Genomic DNA, 18,641 nt, shown 5'->3' on the forward strand with positions numbered 1-18,641 from the left:
CCTGAAGTCTAGGTTTGCAGTCAACTGCGGCGCACAAGACGATCCAGCCTCCTCACTGGAGGCTGGCAGCTGGAAGCCCTTCTTCTCTTCGCGCCCTTTGCGGCTTTGCGGTTCAACCCGCTGGCGGCTGGTCGCTGGAAGCTGACTCGAACCGCGAAGACACCAAGGACACGAAGGGGTTTTGGGCGTGGATGACGGTCGATTCCCGGCCAACAGCGACCCGTCCCGGGCAAAGCGCAGCGTGCCCGGCGCCTGCGTGCGCCTCGATGGGCACGCTGCGCTTTGCCCATCCTACGACGCTGGCGGCAAGTGGCTGGTGGCCGGTAGCTGATGGCTGGCGGCTGGCCGCTGAAAGCTAGTCGCCGGGCCACAGCCCGCGGATGGCGGCGATGCCCTGGGCGCCGAGGTCCCAGGCGGTGTCGAGGTCGTCGCGGGTCATGCCGCCGAGGGCGTAGACCGGAACATTGGCGGTGGCGGCGATGGCGGCGAAACGCGACCAGCCGAGGGCCGCGGCGCCGGGGTGGGTGGCGGTCGTCTTGACCGGTGAGAGCAGCGCGTAGTCGAGCCCGAGGGTGGCGATACGATCGAGCTCGGCGGCATCGTGACAGGCGGCGCCGACCAGCTCGCCGGGCGCGCCGGGACGCGCGCCCAGCCGCGCGAGCAGGCTCGAGCCCAGGTGCAGCCCGTGACGCGGCACCCCGACGACCTCCTCCGGGGCGCGATTGAGGAGCAGCCTGGCACCATGACGCTCGCAGCGCTCGAACGCCTGCTCGGCCAGCGCGCGATAGGCGGCGGCGCCGAGCGCATGCGCGCGCAGCTGCACCAGTCGCACCCCGTCCTCCAGGGCGCGCTCGAGCCGGCGCAGGAACTGCCCGGTGTGCTCGGGATCGGCCCCGGTGATCAGCATCAGCGGGGGCAGGCGCAGCGCGGTGATGATCGGCCGGTCGGCGGCGGGGAAGTCGTCGGGGTCCATCGTCTCGGGGTGTACCCAGTCGAGCGGTTGGCCCTCGCGCCCCTCGGGCGTGCCGGCATAGCGCTCGACCCGGTGGACGTCGAGCAGCACCCGCCGGTCGCCGTAGTGATGACGCACCCGGATCAGCGGTCGGCTGTGCTCGACACGGATACCGAGTTCCTCGTCGAGTTCACGGGCGAGCCCGGCGATGGGCGACTCGCCCGTCTCGAGCTTGCCGCCGGGGAACTCCCACAGCCCGCCCTGGTGCACGCCCTCGGGACGGCGGGCGATGAGGATCCGGCCCTCGTGGTCGGCGATGGCGCCGACCATGACATGGATCTCGGCGGGATCGCGATCAGCTGCGGTATTCGGCGTTGATGCGGACATAGTCGTAGGACAGATCGCAGGTGAGTACCTGGGCCTCGGCCTCACCGCGGCCGAGATCGACACGGATGAGGATCTCGGACTCGGCCATCACCGCAGCGCCGGCGGCCTCCTCGTAGTCGGCGGCACGCCCGCCGTCGCGCACGATCGCCACATCACCGAGCCACACCTGCACCCGGTCGATGTCGAGCGACTCGACCCCGGCGCGACCGATCGCGGCGAGGATCCGGCCCCAGTTGGGATCGGAGGCGAAGAGCGCGGTCTTGACCAGCGGCGAGTGGGCGATGGTATAGCCGACCCGACGCGCCTCGTGCCAGTCGCGCGCGCCCTCGACGGCGATGGTGACCAGTTTGGTCGCGCCCTCGCCGTCCTTGACGATGGCCCGCGCCAGCTCGGTGCAGAGCGACTCCAGCGCCTCCTGCAGGGCCGTCGCGTCGGCGCTCGCCGGATCGCTGACCGGCGCATTGCCGAGCGCGCCGGTGGCGGCGAGCACGCAGGCGTCGTTGGTCGAGGTGTCGCCGTCGACGCTGACGGCATTGAAGGAGCGATCACTGGCCGTCTGCAACGCCTGCTGCAGCACCTCGGGGGCGATGGCGGCGTCGGTGGCGATAAAGGCGAGCATGGTCGCCATGTCGGGGCAGATCATCCCCGAGCCCTTGGCCATCCCGGTGAGGGTCGCGGTCTGTCCGCCGCACTGGAAGCGACGCGAGGCGAGCTTGGGGAAGGTGTCGGTGGTCATGATCGCGCGTGCCGCCGCCGGCCAGGCGTCGGCGGCGAGCACCGGCAGCAGCCCCGGCAGCGCGGCGCTGAAGCGCTCGACCGGCAGGTGCTCGCCGATCACCCCGGTGGAGAAGGGCAGCACCTGCTCCGAAGCGCAGCCGGCCAGGCCGGCCAGCGCGCTGCAGCTCGCCTGCGCCGCCTCCAGCCCCTGTCGACCGGTGCCGGCGTTGGCATTGCCGGCGTTGATCAGCAGATAGCGCGGCGCGGCGCTCGCGAGATGGCGGCGCGCCAGGGTCACCGGTGCGGCACAGAAGGCGTTGCGGGTGAACACCGCGGCGCAGGTCGTCCCCTCGGCCAGTTCCATCGCCACCAGGTCGTCACGCCCCTGGTAGCGGATACCGGCGGCACAGGCGCCGAGACGGATGCCGGAGACCGGCAGGAAGTCGATCGTGTCGGTGCTGGTCATGGTCTCAGTTCGCCTTGCCGTGACACTGCTTGTATTTCTTGCCCGAGCCACAGGGACAGGGCTCGTTGCGCCCGATCTTGCGACCGTCGCGGACATAGGGCGCATCACCCTCGGGTTGCGCGGCGCGTGCCGCCGGGTCGGCGTCGGGCTTGGGCTCGGCCTGGTCGGTGTCGAGTCCGGTGAAGGTCTCGTGCTTGAACTCGAAGTCGGCGCTCGGCGCGGACTGGCGCTCGGGCAGGTCGGCGGCGGTCTGGATCTGCAGCTTGGCGAGGGTGCCGATCACCTCCTGCTTGATCGCCTCGAGCATCGCCGAGAACATCTCGAAGGCCTCGCGCTTGTACTCCTGCTTGGGGTTCTTCTGCGCATAGCCGCGCAGATGGATGCCCTGGCGCAGATAGTCCATCGCGGCGAGGTGGTCCTTCCACTGCGCGTCGAGCGTCTGCAGCATCACCGCCTTCTCGAGCTGGCGCATGTTGTCGGCGCCGATGAGCTGCTCCTTCTCGCCGTTGCGCGTCTCCAGGGTCTGGGCGATGCGCGCGCGCAGCGTCTCCTCATGGAGCGAGTCGTCCTCCTCGAGCCAACGGCGCAGCGGCCAATCACCGCCGAAGTGCTCGGCCAGGGCCTCCTCGAGACCGGGCAGGTCCCACTGCTCCTCGAAGCTCTCCGGCGGGATGTAGCCGTTGATCACCTCGGTGAGGACGTCGGCGCGCATCGCGGCGACGGTCGCGCTGACGTCGTTGACGTCCATCAGCTCGCGACGCTGGCGATAGATCACCTTGCGCTGATCGTTGGCGACGTCGTCGTACTCGAGCAGCTGCTTGCGGATGTCGAAGTTGCGTCCCTCGACCTTGCGCTGGGCGTTCTCGATCGCGCGGGTCACCCAGGGGTGCTCGATCGCCTCGCCCTTCTGCATGCCGAGGCGCTTCATCAGCGCGCCGACCCGCTCGGAGGCGAAGATGCGCATCAGATTGTCTTCGAGCGAGAGATAGAAGCGGGTCGAGCCCGGATCGCCCTGACGCCCGGAGCGGCCGCGCAGCTGGTTGTCGATGCGCCGCGACTCGTGACGCTCGGTGCCGATCACGTGCAGACCGCCGGCCTCGCGCACCGCCGCATGGCGCTGCTCCCAGTCGGCGCGCAGCGCCTCGACGTCGGCATCGGGGCCGGCGGCCTCGAGTTCGGCCTCGAGGTTGCCGCCGAGGACGATGTCGGTCCCTCGACCGGCCATGTTGGTGGCGATGGTCACCGCGCCGGGGCGACCGGCCTGGGCGATGATGCCGGCCTCGCGCTCGTGCTGCTTGGCGTTGAGCACCTCGTGGCCGAGTCCCTCCTTGGTGAGCAGCCGGTCGACCAGCTCGGAGGTCTCGATCGAGGCGGTGCCGACCAGCACCGGCTGACCGCGCGCAACGCAGTCACGCACGTCCTCGATGATCGCCTGATACTTCTCGTCCTGGGTGAGATAGACCAGGTCGCCACGGTCGTCGCGGATCATCGGCTGGTTGGTGGGGATCACCACCACCTCGAGGCCATAGATCTGCTGGAACTCGTAGGCCTCGGTGTCGGCGGTGCCGGTCATGCCCGAGAGCTTGGGGTAGAGCCGGAACAGGTTCTGGAAGGTGATCGAGGCCATCGTCTGGTTTTCGGGCTGGATGTCCACGCCCTCCTTCGCCTCGACCGCCTGATGCAGCCCCTCCGACCAGCGCCGCCCCGGCATGGTACGGCCGGTGAACTCGTCGACGATGATCACCTGACCGTCACGCACGATATAGTCGACGTTCTTCTGGAACAGGGCGTGCGCACGCAGCGCCGCGTAGACATGGTGCATCAGCGCGATGTTGCCGGGGTCGTAGAGGCTCGCGCCGGCCTCGAGCAGTCCGGCCTCGAGCAGCATCTGCTCGACGCGCTCGTGGCCCTCCTCGCTGAGATAGACCTGGCGCATCTTCTCGTCGACCGAGTAATCACCGGGACCGAAATCGGGCTGACCGTCCTCGTTGGTGGTCGGCTCCTGACGGGTCAGCCGCGGGATCAGCGCGTTGACCTGGTTGTAGAGCTCGGTGTTGCCGTCCGAGGGACCGGAGATGATCAGCGGCGTGCGCGCCTCGTCGATGAGGATCGAGTCGACCTCGTCGACGATGGCGTAGAAGGGATCGCGCTGCACCCGCTGCTCGGCCGAGAAGGCCATGTTGTCGCGCAGGTAGTCGAAGCCGTATTCGTTGTTGGTGCCGTAGGTGATGTCGGCGGCATAGGTCTCGCGCCGGGTGACCGGGCGCAGGTGACGGTAGCCGGCGTCCCCGCTGGGCACGTAGTCGGGATCGAAGCGGTAGGAGGCGGCGTCCGGCCCCATGCCGCCGGAGGAGTTGATGACGCCGACCGAGAGCCCGAGGAAGTGATAGAGACGTCCCATCCAGGCCGCGTCGCGACGCGCCAGATAGTCGTTGACGGTCACCACGTGCACGCCCTTGCCGGGCAGCGCATTGAGATAGGCGGCGAGGGTCGCGACCAGGGTCTTGCCCTCACCGGTGCGCATCTCGGCGATCTTGCCGTCGTTGAGCACCATGGCGCCGACCATCTGGACGTCGAAGTGACGCATGCCGAGCACCCGTCGTCCGGCCTCGCGCACCACCGCGAAGGCCTCGGGGAGCAGCGCCTCGAGGGCTTCGCCGCCGGCCAGCCGCTGGCGAAACTCGGGCGTCTTGGCCGCGAGCGCCTCGTCCGACAACCGCTCGAGTTCGGGTTCGAGTGCATTGATCTTCGCGACCGATTTCAGCAGCGACTTGACCAGGCGATCGTTGCGGCTGCCGAAGACCTTCTTGAGCAGTTGAGTGACCATCGAATTGACTGAAACCTGTCCTGGGAAAATCGGGAAATTGTACCGGATTTACTTGACCCTTGCGGGACCGCCGGGGGCGGAGCGAACGAGGCCCCCGCAGGGCGCACGGCATGACGAGGGACGCGTGACACGCCCCGGTGAAGCTGCAGACGACGCTCAGCCGCCCGACTGATCGGCACCGGCGTCGGCCAGGGTGCGCTTGGGCGTCTTGCCGAGATAGGCCATGGGGTCGACCGGCTCGCCGTCCTTGAGCACCTCGAAGTGCACGTGCGGACCGGTAGCGACGCCCGACGAGCCGACGGTGGCGATCTTCTGGCCCCGGCGCACCATCTGCCCGACCTCGACCAGGTTCTTGCTGTTATGGGCGTAGCGGGTGATCAGCCCGTCCATGTGACGGATATCGACCACCCAACCGTAGCCATTGCGCCGGCCGCTGAACTCGACCACGCCATCGGCAGCCGCAGCGATCGGGGTGCCGCGCGGACTGGCGAAGTCGACACCGCTGTGGAACAACCGCACCTTGCGTGTCGGATGGATGCGATAGCCGAAGTTGGAGGTGATATAACCGGAGGCGACCGGCCAGTTGGTCGGCAACGCCTGCGCCTTGAGCCCCTGCTCCATCACCACGCCCTCGATCACCCCGAGCTTGCGCTGGCGATCATCGATGAGGCTGGCGACGCTGCCGAGTTCGCTGACCAGCTCCTTGATGGTGTAGTCGCGCACCGGTCCCTCGGCGGGTCCACCCTGCGGCGGCGGTCGATCGAAGTCGAACTCCTCGGCGTCGAGCCCGGACATCTGCACCAGCCGCGCGCCGAGCGCATTGAGTCGCAGCAGTTCGGCCTGCATCTCACCGAGACGGGCGGCGAGCGCGTTGATTTCATCGGTGGAGGGGTTGGCGGGGATCGAGAGGGTGGATGCGGAGGCGGGCGGTGGAGCAGGCGGCTCGATGCGGGTGAGGGACTGACCGGTCAGGAATCCGATCCCGCCGCCACCGAGGGCGCAGGCCCCGAGGGCCAGCAGGATCACCTGGCCGCGCAGGGCCTTGCTTCGATCGAGATGATGCATCGCTTCTCTCTACGGTTGGGCTCACGCCAGAGGGCGCGAGTTTATACTATGGCGACGTGATTTGATCATGGCTTTGCCGAGACGGCCCCATTGGCGATCGACCGGAAACGCCCGATGATTGAATACCTACGCCTCATGGATATCATCGGGCACCAGTGCACGCCTCATCCTCGACACAGCGACAGCCCGCAGTGATGCCCGACCGGCCCAAGACGATCCACGACCTGCTCTGGAACAACCCCATGGTGCGCGACCGGCTCGCCCGGCGACAGCGTGAGCTCGAGCTGCTCGAGGCCGCTCGTCAACGCGTCCCCGGTGGGTTGCAGCGTCACTGCATCGACGCCCACCTCGAGGACACCACCCTGGTGCTGGTACTCGACTCGCCGGCGTGGGCCACCCGCGCGCGCTTTCTCGCCCGCGATCTCGGCGCCGCGCTGGCCGCGCGCGACCTCACCGCGGTGCGCATCCAGACCCGGCCGCCGCAACCTCAGCGCCAGCACGCTCCCAAGGCCCAGGTCGGTACTCCGCGTCGACTCTCAGCGGCAACCGTCGAACACCTGCGCACCGCCGCCGAACACCTCGACGACCCCGAGCTCGCCGCCACGCTCAGACGGCTCGCCGAGCATCATGCCGAGGACGACACCTCGAGCGACTGAGCGCAGGGGCACGGGCGCACGCAAACGACCGATCGATGCCTCGGCATCGATCGGTCGTTGCTGCAGTGGATTGGCTTGGGCGGGGCACGGTCATCATCGTCGCCCCGCCCCGACCCGGCGACTCAGATCGCGGCCACCGGCTGACCATAACCGATGGGAGCGCACTCACCGTCCTCGAAGCTGACCTCCTCCCAGGCGGCGGTGTCGGCAACCAGGGCGCGGACCAGCATGTTGTTGAGTGCGTGTCCGGACTTGTGACCGCAGAAGGCGCCGACCAGCGAGTGGCCGAGCAGGTACAGGTCACCGATGGCGTCGAGCATCTTGTGACGCACGAACTCGTCGTCGTAGCGCAGGCCTTCCTCGTTGAGCACCCGGTACTCGTCGACCACCACGGCGTTGTCGAGACTGCCGCCGAGGGCGAGATTCTGCTGACGCAGCGCCTCGATCTCCTTGAGGAAACCGAAGGTCCGGGCGCGGCTGACCTCGCGCACGAAGGAGTGGGTCGAGAGGTCGATACTGGCGCGATTGACCCGGGCGTGGAAGGCCGGATGATCGAAATCGATGGAGAAATCGACCCGGAAGCCGTGATAAGGCGTGAAGCGGGCGAACTTGTCACCGTCACGCACCTCGACCGGGCGCTTGATGCGGATGAAGCGCTTGGCCCTGGGCTGCTCCTCGACACCGGCCGACTGGATGAGGAAGACGAAGGGCGCGGCGCTGCCGTCCATGATCGGTACCTCGGCGGCACCGAGGTCGACATAGGCGTTGTCGATGCCGAAGCCGGCGAAGGCGGCGAGCAGATGCTCGACGGTGGAGACCCGCACGTCGCCGCGCACCAGGGTGGTGGAGAGCCGGGTGTCGCCGACATTGAAGGGCGTGGCCTGGATCTCGACCGGGGTGTCGAGATCCACCCGCCGGAACACGATACCGGTATCCGGGGCGGCCGGACGCAGGGTGAGCGCGACCTTCTCACCGGTGTGGAGTCCCACGCCGGTGGTCTGGATCACGGTCTTCAAGGTGCGTTGCTTGATCATCGCCCGGGTTACCCCTCGCTATCCACGGCGGCCGACGGCGATCCCTGCCGGTTGCCGTTCGAGTACCGCGCGGGACCGGTTCAACCGATCCCGCGCCGTTCGTCCTGTGCTCGATTCATGTGCACGCGCGTCATCACGACGGGTGCGGTTTCGGATAGCTTAGGGTTTTCCCGAAGATTTATCAAGTTTCGCACGCGACAAGACACGACCCCCCTGTTTTAAAACGCCTTTCAGATACAGGGAAACCCCTGATCAGTCGGCCTGACGACGCAGGAACGCGGGGATGTCGAGATAGTCCAGGTCGCTCTCCCCGACCGACTCCGAGGCCGCCTGGGCACCCGCCTTGCGCGCAACCGCCGGACGGCGATCGAGCTCGCGATAGTCGGGCGCACCCTCACCGCCGTCACCGCTGACCAGACGCATCGCCGGCTCCTGCAGCCCGGGGCGGCGGGCCTTGGCGCGATTGCCGCCGAGTCCGGTAGCGACCACGGTCACCCGCAGCTCGTCCTCAAGCTCGGGGTCGACCACGGTCCCGACCACCACGGTGGCGTCATCGTCGGCGAACTCGCGCACCGTGCTGCCGACCTCGTCGAACTCGCCGATGGTGAGGCTCATCCCAGCGGTGATGTTGACCAGGATGCCGCGAGCGCCGGCGAGATCGATGTCCTCCAGCAGCGGGCTGCGGATCGCCGCCTCGGCCGCCTCGCGGGCGCGGTTCTCGCCCTGGGCCGCGCCGGTGCCCATCATCGCCACGCCCATCTCCGACATCACCGTCTTGACGTCGGCGAAGTCGACGTTGATCAGCCCCGGACGGGTGATCAGCTCGGCGATGCCCTGGGTGGCGTTGAACAGCACGTCGTTGGCTGCACGGAAGGCATCGAGCAGGCTCATCTCCTTACCGAGCACCGCCAGCAGCTTCTCGTTGGGGATGGTGATCAGCGAATCGACATTGGTCGCCAGCTCGGCGATGCCCGCCTCGGCCACGCGACTGCGCTTGCCGCCCTCGAAGGGGAAGGGCTTGGTGACCACGGCGACGGTGAGGATGCCCAGCTCCTTGGCCACCTGGGCGACCACCGGCGCGGCGCCGGTACCGGTACCGCCGCCCATGCCGGCGGTGATGAAGACCATGTCGGCGCCCTCGAGCGCGTCCTGGATGCGATCACGGTCCTCCATCGCGGCGTTGCGCCCGACCTCGGGGTCGGCGCCCGCACCCAGCCCCTTGGTGATGCCCGCGCCGAGCTGCAGGATGGTCTTGACGTTGGAATTCTTCAGCGCCTGGGCGTCGGTGTTGGCGCAGATGAAGTCAACCCCCTCGATGGTCGAGGCGACCATGTGGTTGACCGCGTTGCCGCCGCCACCGCCGACGCCGATGACCTTGATGACCGCGTTCTGGCTATGGGTGTCCATCAGTTCGAACATGTGAAATCTCCTCTCTTGTTGCAGTGCGCAAAAACCTGAAACCTCGTCGGTGCCGCGCTCCAGGCGGCACCGCCCCCCGACATCCCCGGCGTCCTCCGGACACCGGGCCCTGAGACCGCAGGCCGCGGTCCATCCCGACTACGGTGCCGCTCGCGACACCGCCCTGCCGACACCACCGCCCCGGAGCGACCGAAGCGGCGGCATCGTCCCTCTAGAACGTGCCCTGGAACCAGCCGCGCATGCGCGACCACATCCCCTGCAACCCCGGCCCCTCGGCCATCTCGGGGGCACGGGCGAAGCGGTGCTGGCGCGCATACATCAGCAGCCCCACCCCGGTCGCATAGGCCGGGTTGTCGACCACCTCGGGCATGCCGACGACGTGCTGCGGCACACCGAGACGCACCGGCATGTCGAACACCGACTCGGCCAGCTCGACCAGGCCCTCCATCTTGGCCCCGCCGCCGGTGAGCACCACGCCGCCGGCGACCACCTCTTCCAGCCCGCTGCGCCGCAGCTCGTTCTTCAGCAGGGTCAGCAGCTCCTCGTAACGCGGCTCGGCGACCTCGGCGAGCATCTGCCGCGAGAGCCGGCGCGGCGGCCGATCGCCGATGCTCGGCACCTCGATCGCCTCGCTGTCGGTGGCGAGCTGGGCAAGCGCGCAGGCATGCTCGACCTTGATCTGCTCGGCGTACTGGGTGGGCGTGCGCAGGGCCACGGCGATGTCGTTGGTGACCTGGTCGCCGGCGATCGGGATCACCGAGGTGTGACGGATGGCGCCATTGGTGAACACCGCCATATCGGTCGTGCCGGCACCGATGTCGACCAGACAGACGCCGAGCTCCTTCTCGTCCTCGCCGAGCACCGAGTAGCTCGAGCTCAGCTGCGAGAGCACCAGATCGTCGACATCGAGTCCGCAGCGGCGGATGCATCGGGTGAGATTCTGCGCCGCGCTCGCCGCGCCGGTGACGATATGCACCTTGGCCTCGAGCCGCACCCCGCACATGCCGATCGGCTCGCGCACCCCGCCCTGCTCGTCGATGATGAACTCCTGCGGCAGGATGTGCAGGGTCTTCTGATCGGCCGGGATCGCCACCGCGCGCGCCGAGTCGATCACCTGATCGACATCGGCCTGGGTGACCTCGCCCTCGTTGACCTTGGCGACACCGTCGGAGTTGAAGCTGCGCACATGGCTGCCGGCGATCCCGGCGTGCACCGAGTGGATCTCGCAGCCGGCCATCAGCTCGGCCTCCTCCACCGCACGCTGGATCGACTGCACCGTCGATTCGATATCGACCACCACCCCGCGCTTGAGTCCGCGCGAGGGATGGGCGCCGATACCGATGATCTCGATCTGGTCATCATCCTTGAGCTCGCCGATCAGGGCGGCGACCTTAGAGGTCCCGATGTCCAGGCCCACCAAAAGATTCTTGTCGTTACGTCGCGACATCCGGTTCTATCCTCGATTGTCGGGCCACTCCGGGCGACCCGAGTTCGCGCGGACCTGCGCCTGTCTCTCGTCCGCCCAGCGCACGGCGAACCCGTTGCTGTAGCGCAGATCCACGACCAACAGTTGTCCAACCGCCTCGAGCTGCGGGGCGTTGGCGATGAAACGGGCGAGCCGCTCCTCGACCTGCTCGGAACCGAGCCGCAGCTCGGTGCCCATGACCAGCTCGACGCGCCAGTCGCCGCGCGGATCGACCGCCAGGGTCTGGATCAGATGACCGACCAGCATCAGCCGGTCGCGCCAATCCTGATAGCGACTCGCCAGCTCGGCGGCACGCGCCTCCTCACCCACGAGCACCGGCAACCCCGCCGGCAGGGTCGCGGCACGCGGCCGGAACACCACCCCCTCGGCGGTCACCAGACCGTCGTCGTTCCAGCGCGCGATCGGTCGATGCTCCTCGACCAGCACCAGCAACCGATCGGGCCACACCCGACGCAGACTGGCGTGACCGACCCAGGCCAGCGACTCGGCCGCGCGCTTGAGCTCGACCAGGTTGGCGGTCAGGATGCCGCCGTCGAGCCGCTCGGTCAGGGTCTGGCTGAGCAGCGCCGAGGAGTGATGGTGCAGCTCGCCCTCGACCTCGACCACCCGCACCGGCAGCAGAAAGGGCTCCCAGCGCAGGAACAGCCAGCCGCCGACCGGCATCGCCAGCAGCAACAACACCCCGAGCAGCGTGCGCCAGCGCGAGCGCCCCAGCCGCTGCGACAGCGGACGCTTCCTGGTAGCCCCGCGACGGCGTCGTTCAGCCACGGTCGAAACTCGTCTCCAGGATGCGCCACACCAGCCGATCGAAGTCCATCCCCGCCGCCCGCGCCGCCATCGGCACCAGGCTGTGATCGGTCATCCCCGGCACCGTATTGATCTCCAGCAGGAAGGGGTCTCCTGCGGCGTCGAGCATCAGGTCGACCCGCCCCCAACCGCTCGCCCCGGCCTGTTCGAAGGCGTCGAGCGCGAGCGACTGCAGCGCGTGCTCGCGCGCCGGCTCCAGTCCGCAGGGGCAGAAATAGCGGGTGGTGTCGGCGCTGTACTTGGCCTCGTAGTCGTAGAAGACGTTGGGCGTCTCCAGCCGGATCAGCGGCAGCGCCTCCTCGCCGAGGATGGCACAGGTGTACTCCGCCCCGGCGATCCAGCGCTCGGCGAGCACCAGGGCGTCGAAGGCACTCGCCGCACGCCAGGCGGCGGCGAGCCCGGCGACGTCCTCGACCTTGGCCATGCCGATGCTCGAACCCTCGTGCACCGGCTTGACCATCAACGGGAAACCGAGCGCCGCGGCCGCCGGCAGGTCGTCCTCGTCGCGCAGCAGCACGGCGTCTGCGGTGGGCAGACCGCCCCCCGACCACAGCAGCTTGCAGCGATGCTTGTCCATGCCCAGCGCCGAACCGAGCACCCCGGAGCCGGTGTAGGGCATGCCGATGCGCTCGAGCGCGCCCTGGATCTGGCCGTCCTCGCCGCCACGTCCGTGGAGCACCACGAAGGCGCGCGCGAAGCCCCCGACCCGCAAGCGCTCGAGCACGTCGGCGCCGGGGTCGAGCGGCTCGGCGTCGACGCCCTGACGGCGCAGCGCCTCGAGCACCGCACGCCCGCTCCTCAGCGAGATCTCGCGCTCGGCCGCCTCGCCACCGAGCAACACCGCGACCCGGCCGAACTCGGCCGCGTCCTGAACCCGATGCCTGGTCATGACTCCCCCCCGACGACCCGCCGCACCTCGGGCATCAGCCGGACCCCGCTGGCGCGTTCGACCGTGGTCTGCACCAGCGCGATCAGCTCGGCGATGTCCCGGGCGGTGGCATCGCCCGTGTTGATGATGAAGTTGGCGTGACGCTCCGAGACCTGGGCCCCGCCGAGTCGTCGCCCCTTGAGCCCGTTGGCCTCGATCAGTCGCGCGGCATGGTCCCCCGGCGGATTGCGGAACACCGAGCCGCAGCTCGGCTGACCGATCGGCTGGGTGGCGGCGCGACGATCGAGCAGGGCGCGAATCCGCGCCATCGCCGCGGCGCCGTCGCCGGGTTCGAGCGCCAGATCGGCGCCGACGAACCACTCGCCCGCCGGCCCGCGCACCTCGCGATAGCCCGGGGTGAAGTCGCTCGCCGGGCGCTCGCGGACCCGCCCCCGGCGATCGATGGTGCGCACGCGCGCCACCCACGGCCAGGTCTCGCCGCCCCAGGCCCCGGCGTTCATCGCCAGGGCGCCGCCGAGGGTGCCGGGGATACCGGCGAGGAACTCGATCCCGACCAGGTCGGCGCGCGCGGCGACGCGGGCGAGCTTGGCGCAGGCGACCCCGGCGCCGACCCGCAGGCCGTGCTCGCCGAGACGCTCGAGCCCGTCGAGACAGCCCAGGGTGTGGATCACGGTGCCGGGGAACCCGGCATCGTCGATCAACACATTGCTCCCCAGCCCCAGCCACAGCAGCGGCTCGTCGGGGTCGAGCGCGGCGAGGAAGACGGCGAGGTCGTCGAGATCGGCGGGACGGTAGAGCCTTCGCGCCGGACCGCCGACCCGCCAGCTGGTGTAGCGGGCCAGCGGCTCGTGTTCGAGCAGGGTGCCGCGCCAGGGTGTCGTCGTCTCGCTCATCGGCCCTGCTCCAGCAGCTGCGGCAGTCGCGCGGCCAGCCGACCGATGTCGCCGGCCCCGGCCACCAGCACGATATCGCCGTCCTCGAGCAGGTTGGGCAGCAGCTCGGGCACGGCCTCGGGGCCCTCGACGAACACCGGGTCGCACTCGCCCCGGGTACGGATGGCGCGGCTCAGTGCACGCCCGTCGGCACCGGGGATCGGCTGCTCGCCGGCCGGATAGACCTCGCAGAGCACCAGGGCATCGACCCCCGAGAGCACCGCAACGAAATCATCGAACTGCTCCTGGGTCCGTGAATAGCGATGCGGCTGGAACACCAGCACCAGCCGCCGCCCCGGCCAGCCCGCACGCGCCGCCTCCAGGGTCGCGGCGAGTTCGCGCGGGTGATGGCCATAGTCGTCGACCACCAGCAGGTCGCGCCCCCAGGCGTCGCGCAGCTCGTGGGAGACGAAGCGCCGCCCCACCCCCTCGAAGCGCGACAGCGCGCGCGCGATCGCCGGCTCCTCGACGCCGAGCTCGAGCGCCACGGTGATCGCCGCCAGGGCGTTGAGCACATTGTGTCTGCCCGGCAGGTTGAGGGTCAGCTCGAGCGGTCCGTCGAGCGCGTCGCTCTCGACGCGGAAGCTGGTGCGCATGCCGCACTGGCGCAGCGCGCTGGCGCGCACATCGGCCTCGGGGTGGGTGCCATAGGTCCGCACCGGCCGAGGGATGGTCGAGACCAGCTCGCGTACCACCGGGTCGTCGATACAGAGCACCGCCAGACCGTAGAAGGGCAGGTGATGGAGGAACTCGACGAAGGTGCTGCGCAGCCGCGAGAAGTCGTTACCGTAGGTGTGCATGTGATCGGCGTCGATATTGGTGACGATCGACACCATCGGCTGCAGATACAGGAAGGATGCGTCACTCTCGTCGGCCTCGGCCACCAGATACTTGGTGGTGCCGAGCTTGGCGTTGGCCCCGGCGCTGTTGAGCCGCCCGCCGATGACGAAGGTCGGGTCGAGCCCGCCCTCGGCGAGGATGCTCGCCACCAGACTGGTGGTGGTGGTCTTGCCGTGGGTCCCGGCCACCGCCACGCCGTAGTAGAAGCGCATCAGCTCGGCGAGCATCTCGGCACGGCGCACGATCGGGATGCGCGCGGCACGGGCGGCGCGGATCTCGGGGTTGTCCTCATCGATCGCCGTCGAGACCACCACCGCGTCGACGTCGACGACCTGCTCGGCGCGATGGCCGACATGGATCTCGACGCCGAGCCCGGCGAGCCGGCGGGTGACCTCGCTCTCGCGCAGGTCCGAGCCGCTGACCTCGTAGCCGAGGTTGGCCATCAGCTCGGCGATCCCGCTCATCCCCGCCCCACCGATACCGATGAAGTGCAGACGCCGGACCCGCCCCATGTTAGCGGCGGTATGTTGCAGATGTGCGTTCATCGACCGATCTCCTCGAGACACCGGGCGGCGATCCGCGCCGCCGCCTCCGGTCGGGCGTGCTCGCGCGCGGCCTCGGCCATCGCCAGCAGCGCGGCGCGATCACCGAGCAGCTCGGCGAGCAGCTCGCCGAGGCGTTCAGCGGTGAGCTCGGTCTGCGGCAGCAGCCGCGCCGCGCCGGCCTCGACCAGATAACCGGCATTGGCCCGCTGGTGGTCGTCGACGGCGTGCGGATAGGGCACCAGCACCGCGCCCACGCCGGCGGCGGCGAGCTCCGAGACGGTCAGCGCGCCGGCGCGACAGACCACCAGGTCGGCCCAGGCATAGGCCGCGGCCATGTCGTCGATGAAGGGCACCACCTCGGCCTCGACACCGGCCTCGCGATAGGCCGCGCGCGCCTCCTCCAGGGTGCGCGCGCCGGCCTGATGGCGGACCAGCGGACGCGTCTCGGGGGCGAGCCGGGCGAGCGCCGGGGCCAGCGTGCGATTGAGCGCGAGCGCCCCGAGCGAACCGCCAAGCACCAGCAGCCGCGCCGCGCCGTCACGCTCGCGCCAGCGCGCGGCCGGGGTCGGCAGCGCGGCGATCTCGGCGCGCACCGGATTGCCACTGACCTCGGCGCGACCGGGGGCGAAGCTCCCCGGGAAGCCCTCAAAGACCCGGCGCGCGATCCGCGACAACCACTGGTTGGTCAGCCCCGGCACCCGGTTCTGCTCCTGTACCACCAACGGGATGCCGAGCACGCGCGCCATCACCCCGCCGGGACCCGAGACGAAGCCGCCCATGCCGAGCACCAGCGCCGGGCGCCGCCGGCGCAGGATGCGCGCGGCCTGCCACGAGGCCCGCGCCAGCCGCCAGGGGGCGAGCACGCGGGAGCGCCAGCCCTTGCCGCGCACCCCCTCGATGCCGAGCCACTCGATCTCGAAGCCGTGCTCGGGCACCAGCCGCGACTCCATGCCGCGCCGGGTACCGATCCAGAACACCCGCGCGCCCTCGGCGCGCAGCCGCTCGGCCACCGCCAGCGCGGGAAACACGTGCCCACCGGTACCGCCGGCCATGACGCCTATGCACGGACCCATTTCAACCCCCGTCTTGGTCCCGCCTCGGACTGCGTCTGACGCACCGTGGCATCGATGCGCAGCAGCAGCCCCACCGCCATACAGGCGACGATCAGGCTGTTGCTGCCGTAACTGAGAAACGGCAGGGTCAGCCCCTTGGTCGGGAGCAGCCCCACATTGACCCCGATGTTGACGAATGCCTGCATCCCGATCCACAACCCGATGCCCTGCGCGGCATGAGCGGCAAAGGCCTTGCCCAGCGCCTGGGCGCGGGCGCCGATGGCGAAGGCGCGCCAGGTGACGAAGGCAAAGGCGGCCACCAGCAGCAGGGTGCCGAGCAGACCGAACTCCTCGCCGATCACCGAGGCGAGGAAGTCGGTGTGCGCCTCGGGCAGGAAGAACTGCTTCTGGATGCCGTTGCCGAGGCCGACCCCCAGCCACTCGCCGCGACCGAAGGCGATCAACGCCTGGCTGAGCTGGTAGCCGCTGTTGAAGGGGTCATCGAAAGGATCGAGGAAGGAGGTGACGCGCTGCATCCGATAGGGGGAGACGAGCACCAGGGTGATCAGCCCGGCACCGACCACCGCGATCAGCAGCACGAAGGGCAGCACGCTCACCCCGCCGAGGAAGAGCATCCCCATCACCGTGGCGAGCATCACCGCAGTGGTGCCGAAGTCGGGCTGCATCAGGATCATCGCACCGGCCACCCCGACCAGGATCATCGGATGGATGAAGCCCGAGATCCGGTTGGCCACGGCATCGGCGTGACGCACCAGATAGCCGGCGACATAGACCACCGCGAACAGTTTCATGAACTCGGAGGGCTGGAGATTGAAGGGACCGAGCGGGATCCAGCGCGTCGCACCATTGACCGAGTAGCCGATCCCCGGCAACAGGACCAACATCAGCGAGGCCATGCCGAACAGGAACAGCCAGACCCCGTAGCGCTCCCACCACAGCAGCGGCAGGCGATAGGCGGCGACCCCGCCGATCAGCCCGAGCACGAGCGCGATGGTGTGACGGATCACGTAATAGAAGGGCGTGCCGCAGCAGCTCTCGGCGATCGACATCGACGCCGAGGCGACCATCACCAGACCGAAGCCGAGCAGCGCGAGCACGCAGATCAGCAACGCGTGGTCGAATGCGGGCAGCCGCTCGCGGCGACGACGCGGGTTGCGCACTGGACGGGCGGCGACGCTCATTGCGACAACCCCCGCACCGCCGCGGCGAAGACCCGGCCACGATGGGCATAGCCCTCGAACATGTCGAAGCTCGCACAGGCCGGCGAGAGCAGCACCCGATCCCCCGGCTGCGCCAGCTCGGCGGCCAGTCGCACCGCCTCGGCCATGTCGGCGGCATGGCACACCGGCACCACGCCGGCGAGCACCGTCTCGATCAGCGGCGCGTCGCGCCCGAGCAGCACCGCCGCGCGCGCGGCGCGCGCCACCGCCGGGCGCAGCGGCGTGAAGTCCGCACCCTTGCCGTCGCCGCCGGCAATCAGCACCACCCGAGCGGGGTCACCCGCGCCGACCAGCCCGTCGAGCGCGGCCACGGTGGCGCCCGGGTTGGTGCCCTTGGAATCGTCGTACCAGCGCACCCCGTCACGCTCGCGCACCAGTTCGCAGCGGTGCGCCAGCCCGGGGAAGTTGGTCAGCGCCTTGCAGCAGGCCTCGCGCGGCAGCCCGCAGGCCTCGGCGAGCGCCAGCGCGGCGAGCGCGTTGGCGAGGTTGTGGCGTCCGGCCAGGGCGAGGCGCGCGCACTCGAGCAGTGGCGTGTCGCCGCGACAGATCCAGTCCTCGCCGCGATGACGGCGCACCCCGTAGTCGTCCGCACCGGGCTCGCCGAGGGTGAAGCCGATCAGCGCGCGCGCCGGCTCGGCGGCGACCATCGCCATCACCTCGGGGTCGTCGCGGTTGACCACCGCCACCCGCGCGCCGCGGTAGATCCGCGCCTTGGCCGCGGCATAGCCGGCGAGATCCGGGTAGCGGTCCATGTGATCGGGCGAGAGGTTGAGCACCACCGCGACCTCGGCGCCAAGGCTGTGGGTGGTCTCGAGCTGGAAGCTCGAGAGTTCGAGCACATAGAGCTCGGCGCGCGCATCGAGCAGCTCCAGCGCCGGCTCGCCGAGGTTGCCGCCGGCCGCCGCGCGCCGCCCGGCCAGCCGCGCCATCAGCCCGACCAGCGAGGTCACCGTGCTCTTGCCGTTGGAGCCGGTGATGGCGCAGATCGGCGCGCGCGCGGCGCGGGCGAACAGTTCGATGTCGCCGACCACCTCGACCCCGCGGGCGATCGCCGCGGCGATCAGCGGCTCGGCGAGCGCCACCCCGGGGCTGACCACCAGCTGCTCGGCGGCCTCGAACACCTCGCGCTCGAAACCGCCGACGAACACCGCCAGCTCCGGCAGCGACTCGCGCAGCGCATCGAGCCCGGGGGGCTGGGCGCGCGAGTCGGTCACCGCCGTCGGCACGCCCTGGGCATGCAGGTAGCGCGCGCAGGACAGCCCGGTCTTGCCGAGGCCGACGACCAGGGTCTTGGGGGCTGGGGGCTGGGTGAGTCGCTCAGTCATG

The 18,641-nt window shown here is 69.7% G+C and carries 15 protein-coding genes; 1 reads left to right on the forward strand and 14 read right to left on the reverse strand.

Going from position 1 to position 18,641, the window contains the following annotated elements:
• Positions 1–355 precede the first annotated feature (355 nt).
• The 4 genes from EBL84_RS06110 to EBL84_RS06125 form a co-directional block, all read right to left on the reverse strand.
• Complete coding sequence (locus EBL84_RS06110; protein ID WP_123140007.1) at positions 356–1,282, reverse strand: Nudix family hydrolase; 927 nt, start codon at positions 1,280–1,282, stop codon at positions 356–358.
• Positions 1,283–1,307: 25 nt separating this feature from the next.
• Complete coding sequence (gene argJ, locus EBL84_RS06115; protein WP_123140008.1) at positions 1,308–2,522, reverse strand: bifunctional glutamate N-acetyltransferase/amino-acid acetyltransferase ArgJ; 1,215 nt, start codon at positions 2,520–2,522, stop codon at positions 1,308–1,310.
• Between the two features lie 4 nt (positions 2,523–2,526).
• The gene (secA, locus tag EBL84_RS06120; RefSeq protein ID WP_123140009.1) at positions 2,527–5,349 is read right to left on the reverse strand and encodes a preprotein translocase subunit SecA; all 2,823 of its coding nucleotides are present in this window, start codon (positions 5,347–5,349) and stop codon (positions 2,527–2,529) included.
• A gap of 156 nt (positions 5,350–5,505) precedes the next feature.
• Complete coding sequence (locus EBL84_RS06125; RefSeq protein ID WP_123140010.1) at positions 5,506–6,414, reverse strand: M23 family metallopeptidase; 909 nt, start codon at positions 6,412–6,414, stop codon at positions 5,506–5,508.
• A 194-nt stretch (positions 6,415–6,608) separates the two neighbouring features.
• Between EBL84_RS06125 and EBL84_RS06130 the strand changes: the two genes are divergently transcribed.
• Complete coding sequence (locus tag EBL84_RS06130; protein ID WP_123140011.1) at positions 6,609–7,070, forward strand: DciA family protein; 462 nt, start codon at positions 6,609–6,611, stop codon at positions 7,068–7,070.
• A 122-nt stretch (positions 7,071–7,192) separates the two neighbouring features.
• Here EBL84_RS06130 and lpxC read toward each other — a convergent pair whose 3' ends face one another.
• The 10 genes from lpxC to murD form a co-directional block, all read right to left on the reverse strand.
• Positions 7,193–8,104 (reverse strand): UDP-3-O-acyl-N-acetylglucosamine deacetylase, encoded by a 912-nt coding sequence (gene lpxC / locus EBL84_RS06135; protein ID WP_062277320.1) that lies wholly within the window; start codon positions 8,102–8,104, stop codon positions 7,193–7,195.
• Between the two features lie 252 nt (positions 8,105–8,356).
• A complete protein-coding gene (ftsZ, locus tag EBL84_RS06140; protein WP_123140012.1) occupies positions 8,357–9,523 on the reverse strand; it encodes a cell division protein FtsZ in 1,167 nt (388 codons plus the stop codon).
• Between the two features lie 211 nt (positions 9,524–9,734).
• Positions 9,735–10,970: a cell division protein FtsA gene (gene ftsA / locus EBL84_RS06145; RefSeq protein ID WP_123140013.1), complete on the reverse strand. Its 1,236-nt coding sequence runs from the start codon at positions 10,968–10,970 to the stop codon at positions 9,735–9,737.
• 6 nt (positions 10,971–10,976) lie between these two features.
• Positions 10,977–11,777, reverse strand: a complete 801-nt coding sequence (locus EBL84_RS06150) for a cell division protein FtsQ/DivIB (protein ID WP_223806021.1) — start codon at positions 11,775–11,777, stop codon at positions 10,977–10,979.
• Entirely contained in the window at positions 11,770–12,705 is a 936-nt protein-coding gene (locus EBL84_RS06155) for a D-alanine--D-alanine ligase (RefSeq protein ID WP_123140014.1), read from the reverse strand. Before EBL84_RS06155 ends, EBL84_RS06150 begins: the two co-directional genes overlap by 8 nt.
• Positions 12,702–13,598, reverse strand: coding sequence for a UDP-N-acetylmuramate dehydrogenase (gene murB / locus EBL84_RS06160; RefSeq protein WP_123140015.1), 897 nt, complete (start codon positions 13,596–13,598; stop codon positions 12,702–12,704). The genes EBL84_RS06155 and murB overlap by 4 nt, the downstream gene beginning before the upstream one ends.
• Positions 13,595–15,022, reverse strand: coding sequence for a UDP-N-acetylmuramate--L-alanine ligase (gene murC / locus EBL84_RS06165; protein WP_123140016.1), 1,428 nt, complete (start codon positions 15,020–15,022; stop codon positions 13,595–13,597). The genes murB and murC overlap by 4 nt, the downstream gene beginning before the upstream one ends.
• Positions 15,019–16,095, reverse strand: a complete 1,077-nt coding sequence (murG, locus tag EBL84_RS06170) for an undecaprenyldiphospho-muramoylpentapeptide beta-N-acetylglucosaminyltransferase (protein WP_123140017.1) — start codon at positions 16,093–16,095, stop codon at positions 15,019–15,021. The genes murC and murG overlap by 4 nt, the downstream gene beginning before the upstream one ends.
• On the reverse strand, positions 16,080–17,276 hold the full coding sequence (gene ftsW / locus EBL84_RS06175; RefSeq protein ID WP_123140018.1) for a putative lipid II flippase FtsW: 1,197 nt from the start codon (positions 17,274–17,276) through the stop codon (positions 16,080–16,082). Before ftsW ends, murG begins: the two co-directional genes overlap by 16 nt.
• On the reverse strand, positions 17,273–18,640 hold the full coding sequence (murD, locus tag EBL84_RS06180) for a UDP-N-acetylmuramoyl-L-alanine--D-glutamate ligase (RefSeq protein WP_123140019.1): 1,368 nt from the start codon (positions 18,638–18,640) through the stop codon (positions 17,273–17,275). Before murD ends, ftsW begins: the two co-directional genes overlap by 4 nt.
• Between the last annotated feature and the right edge of the window lies 1 nt (position 18,641).

Origin of the sequence: Marichromatium sp. AB31 (genome assembly GCF_003718685.1) — a bacterium.
GTDB classification, from domain to species: Bacteria; Pseudomonadota; Gammaproteobacteria; order Chromatiales; family Chromatiaceae; genus Marichromatium; species Marichromatium gracile.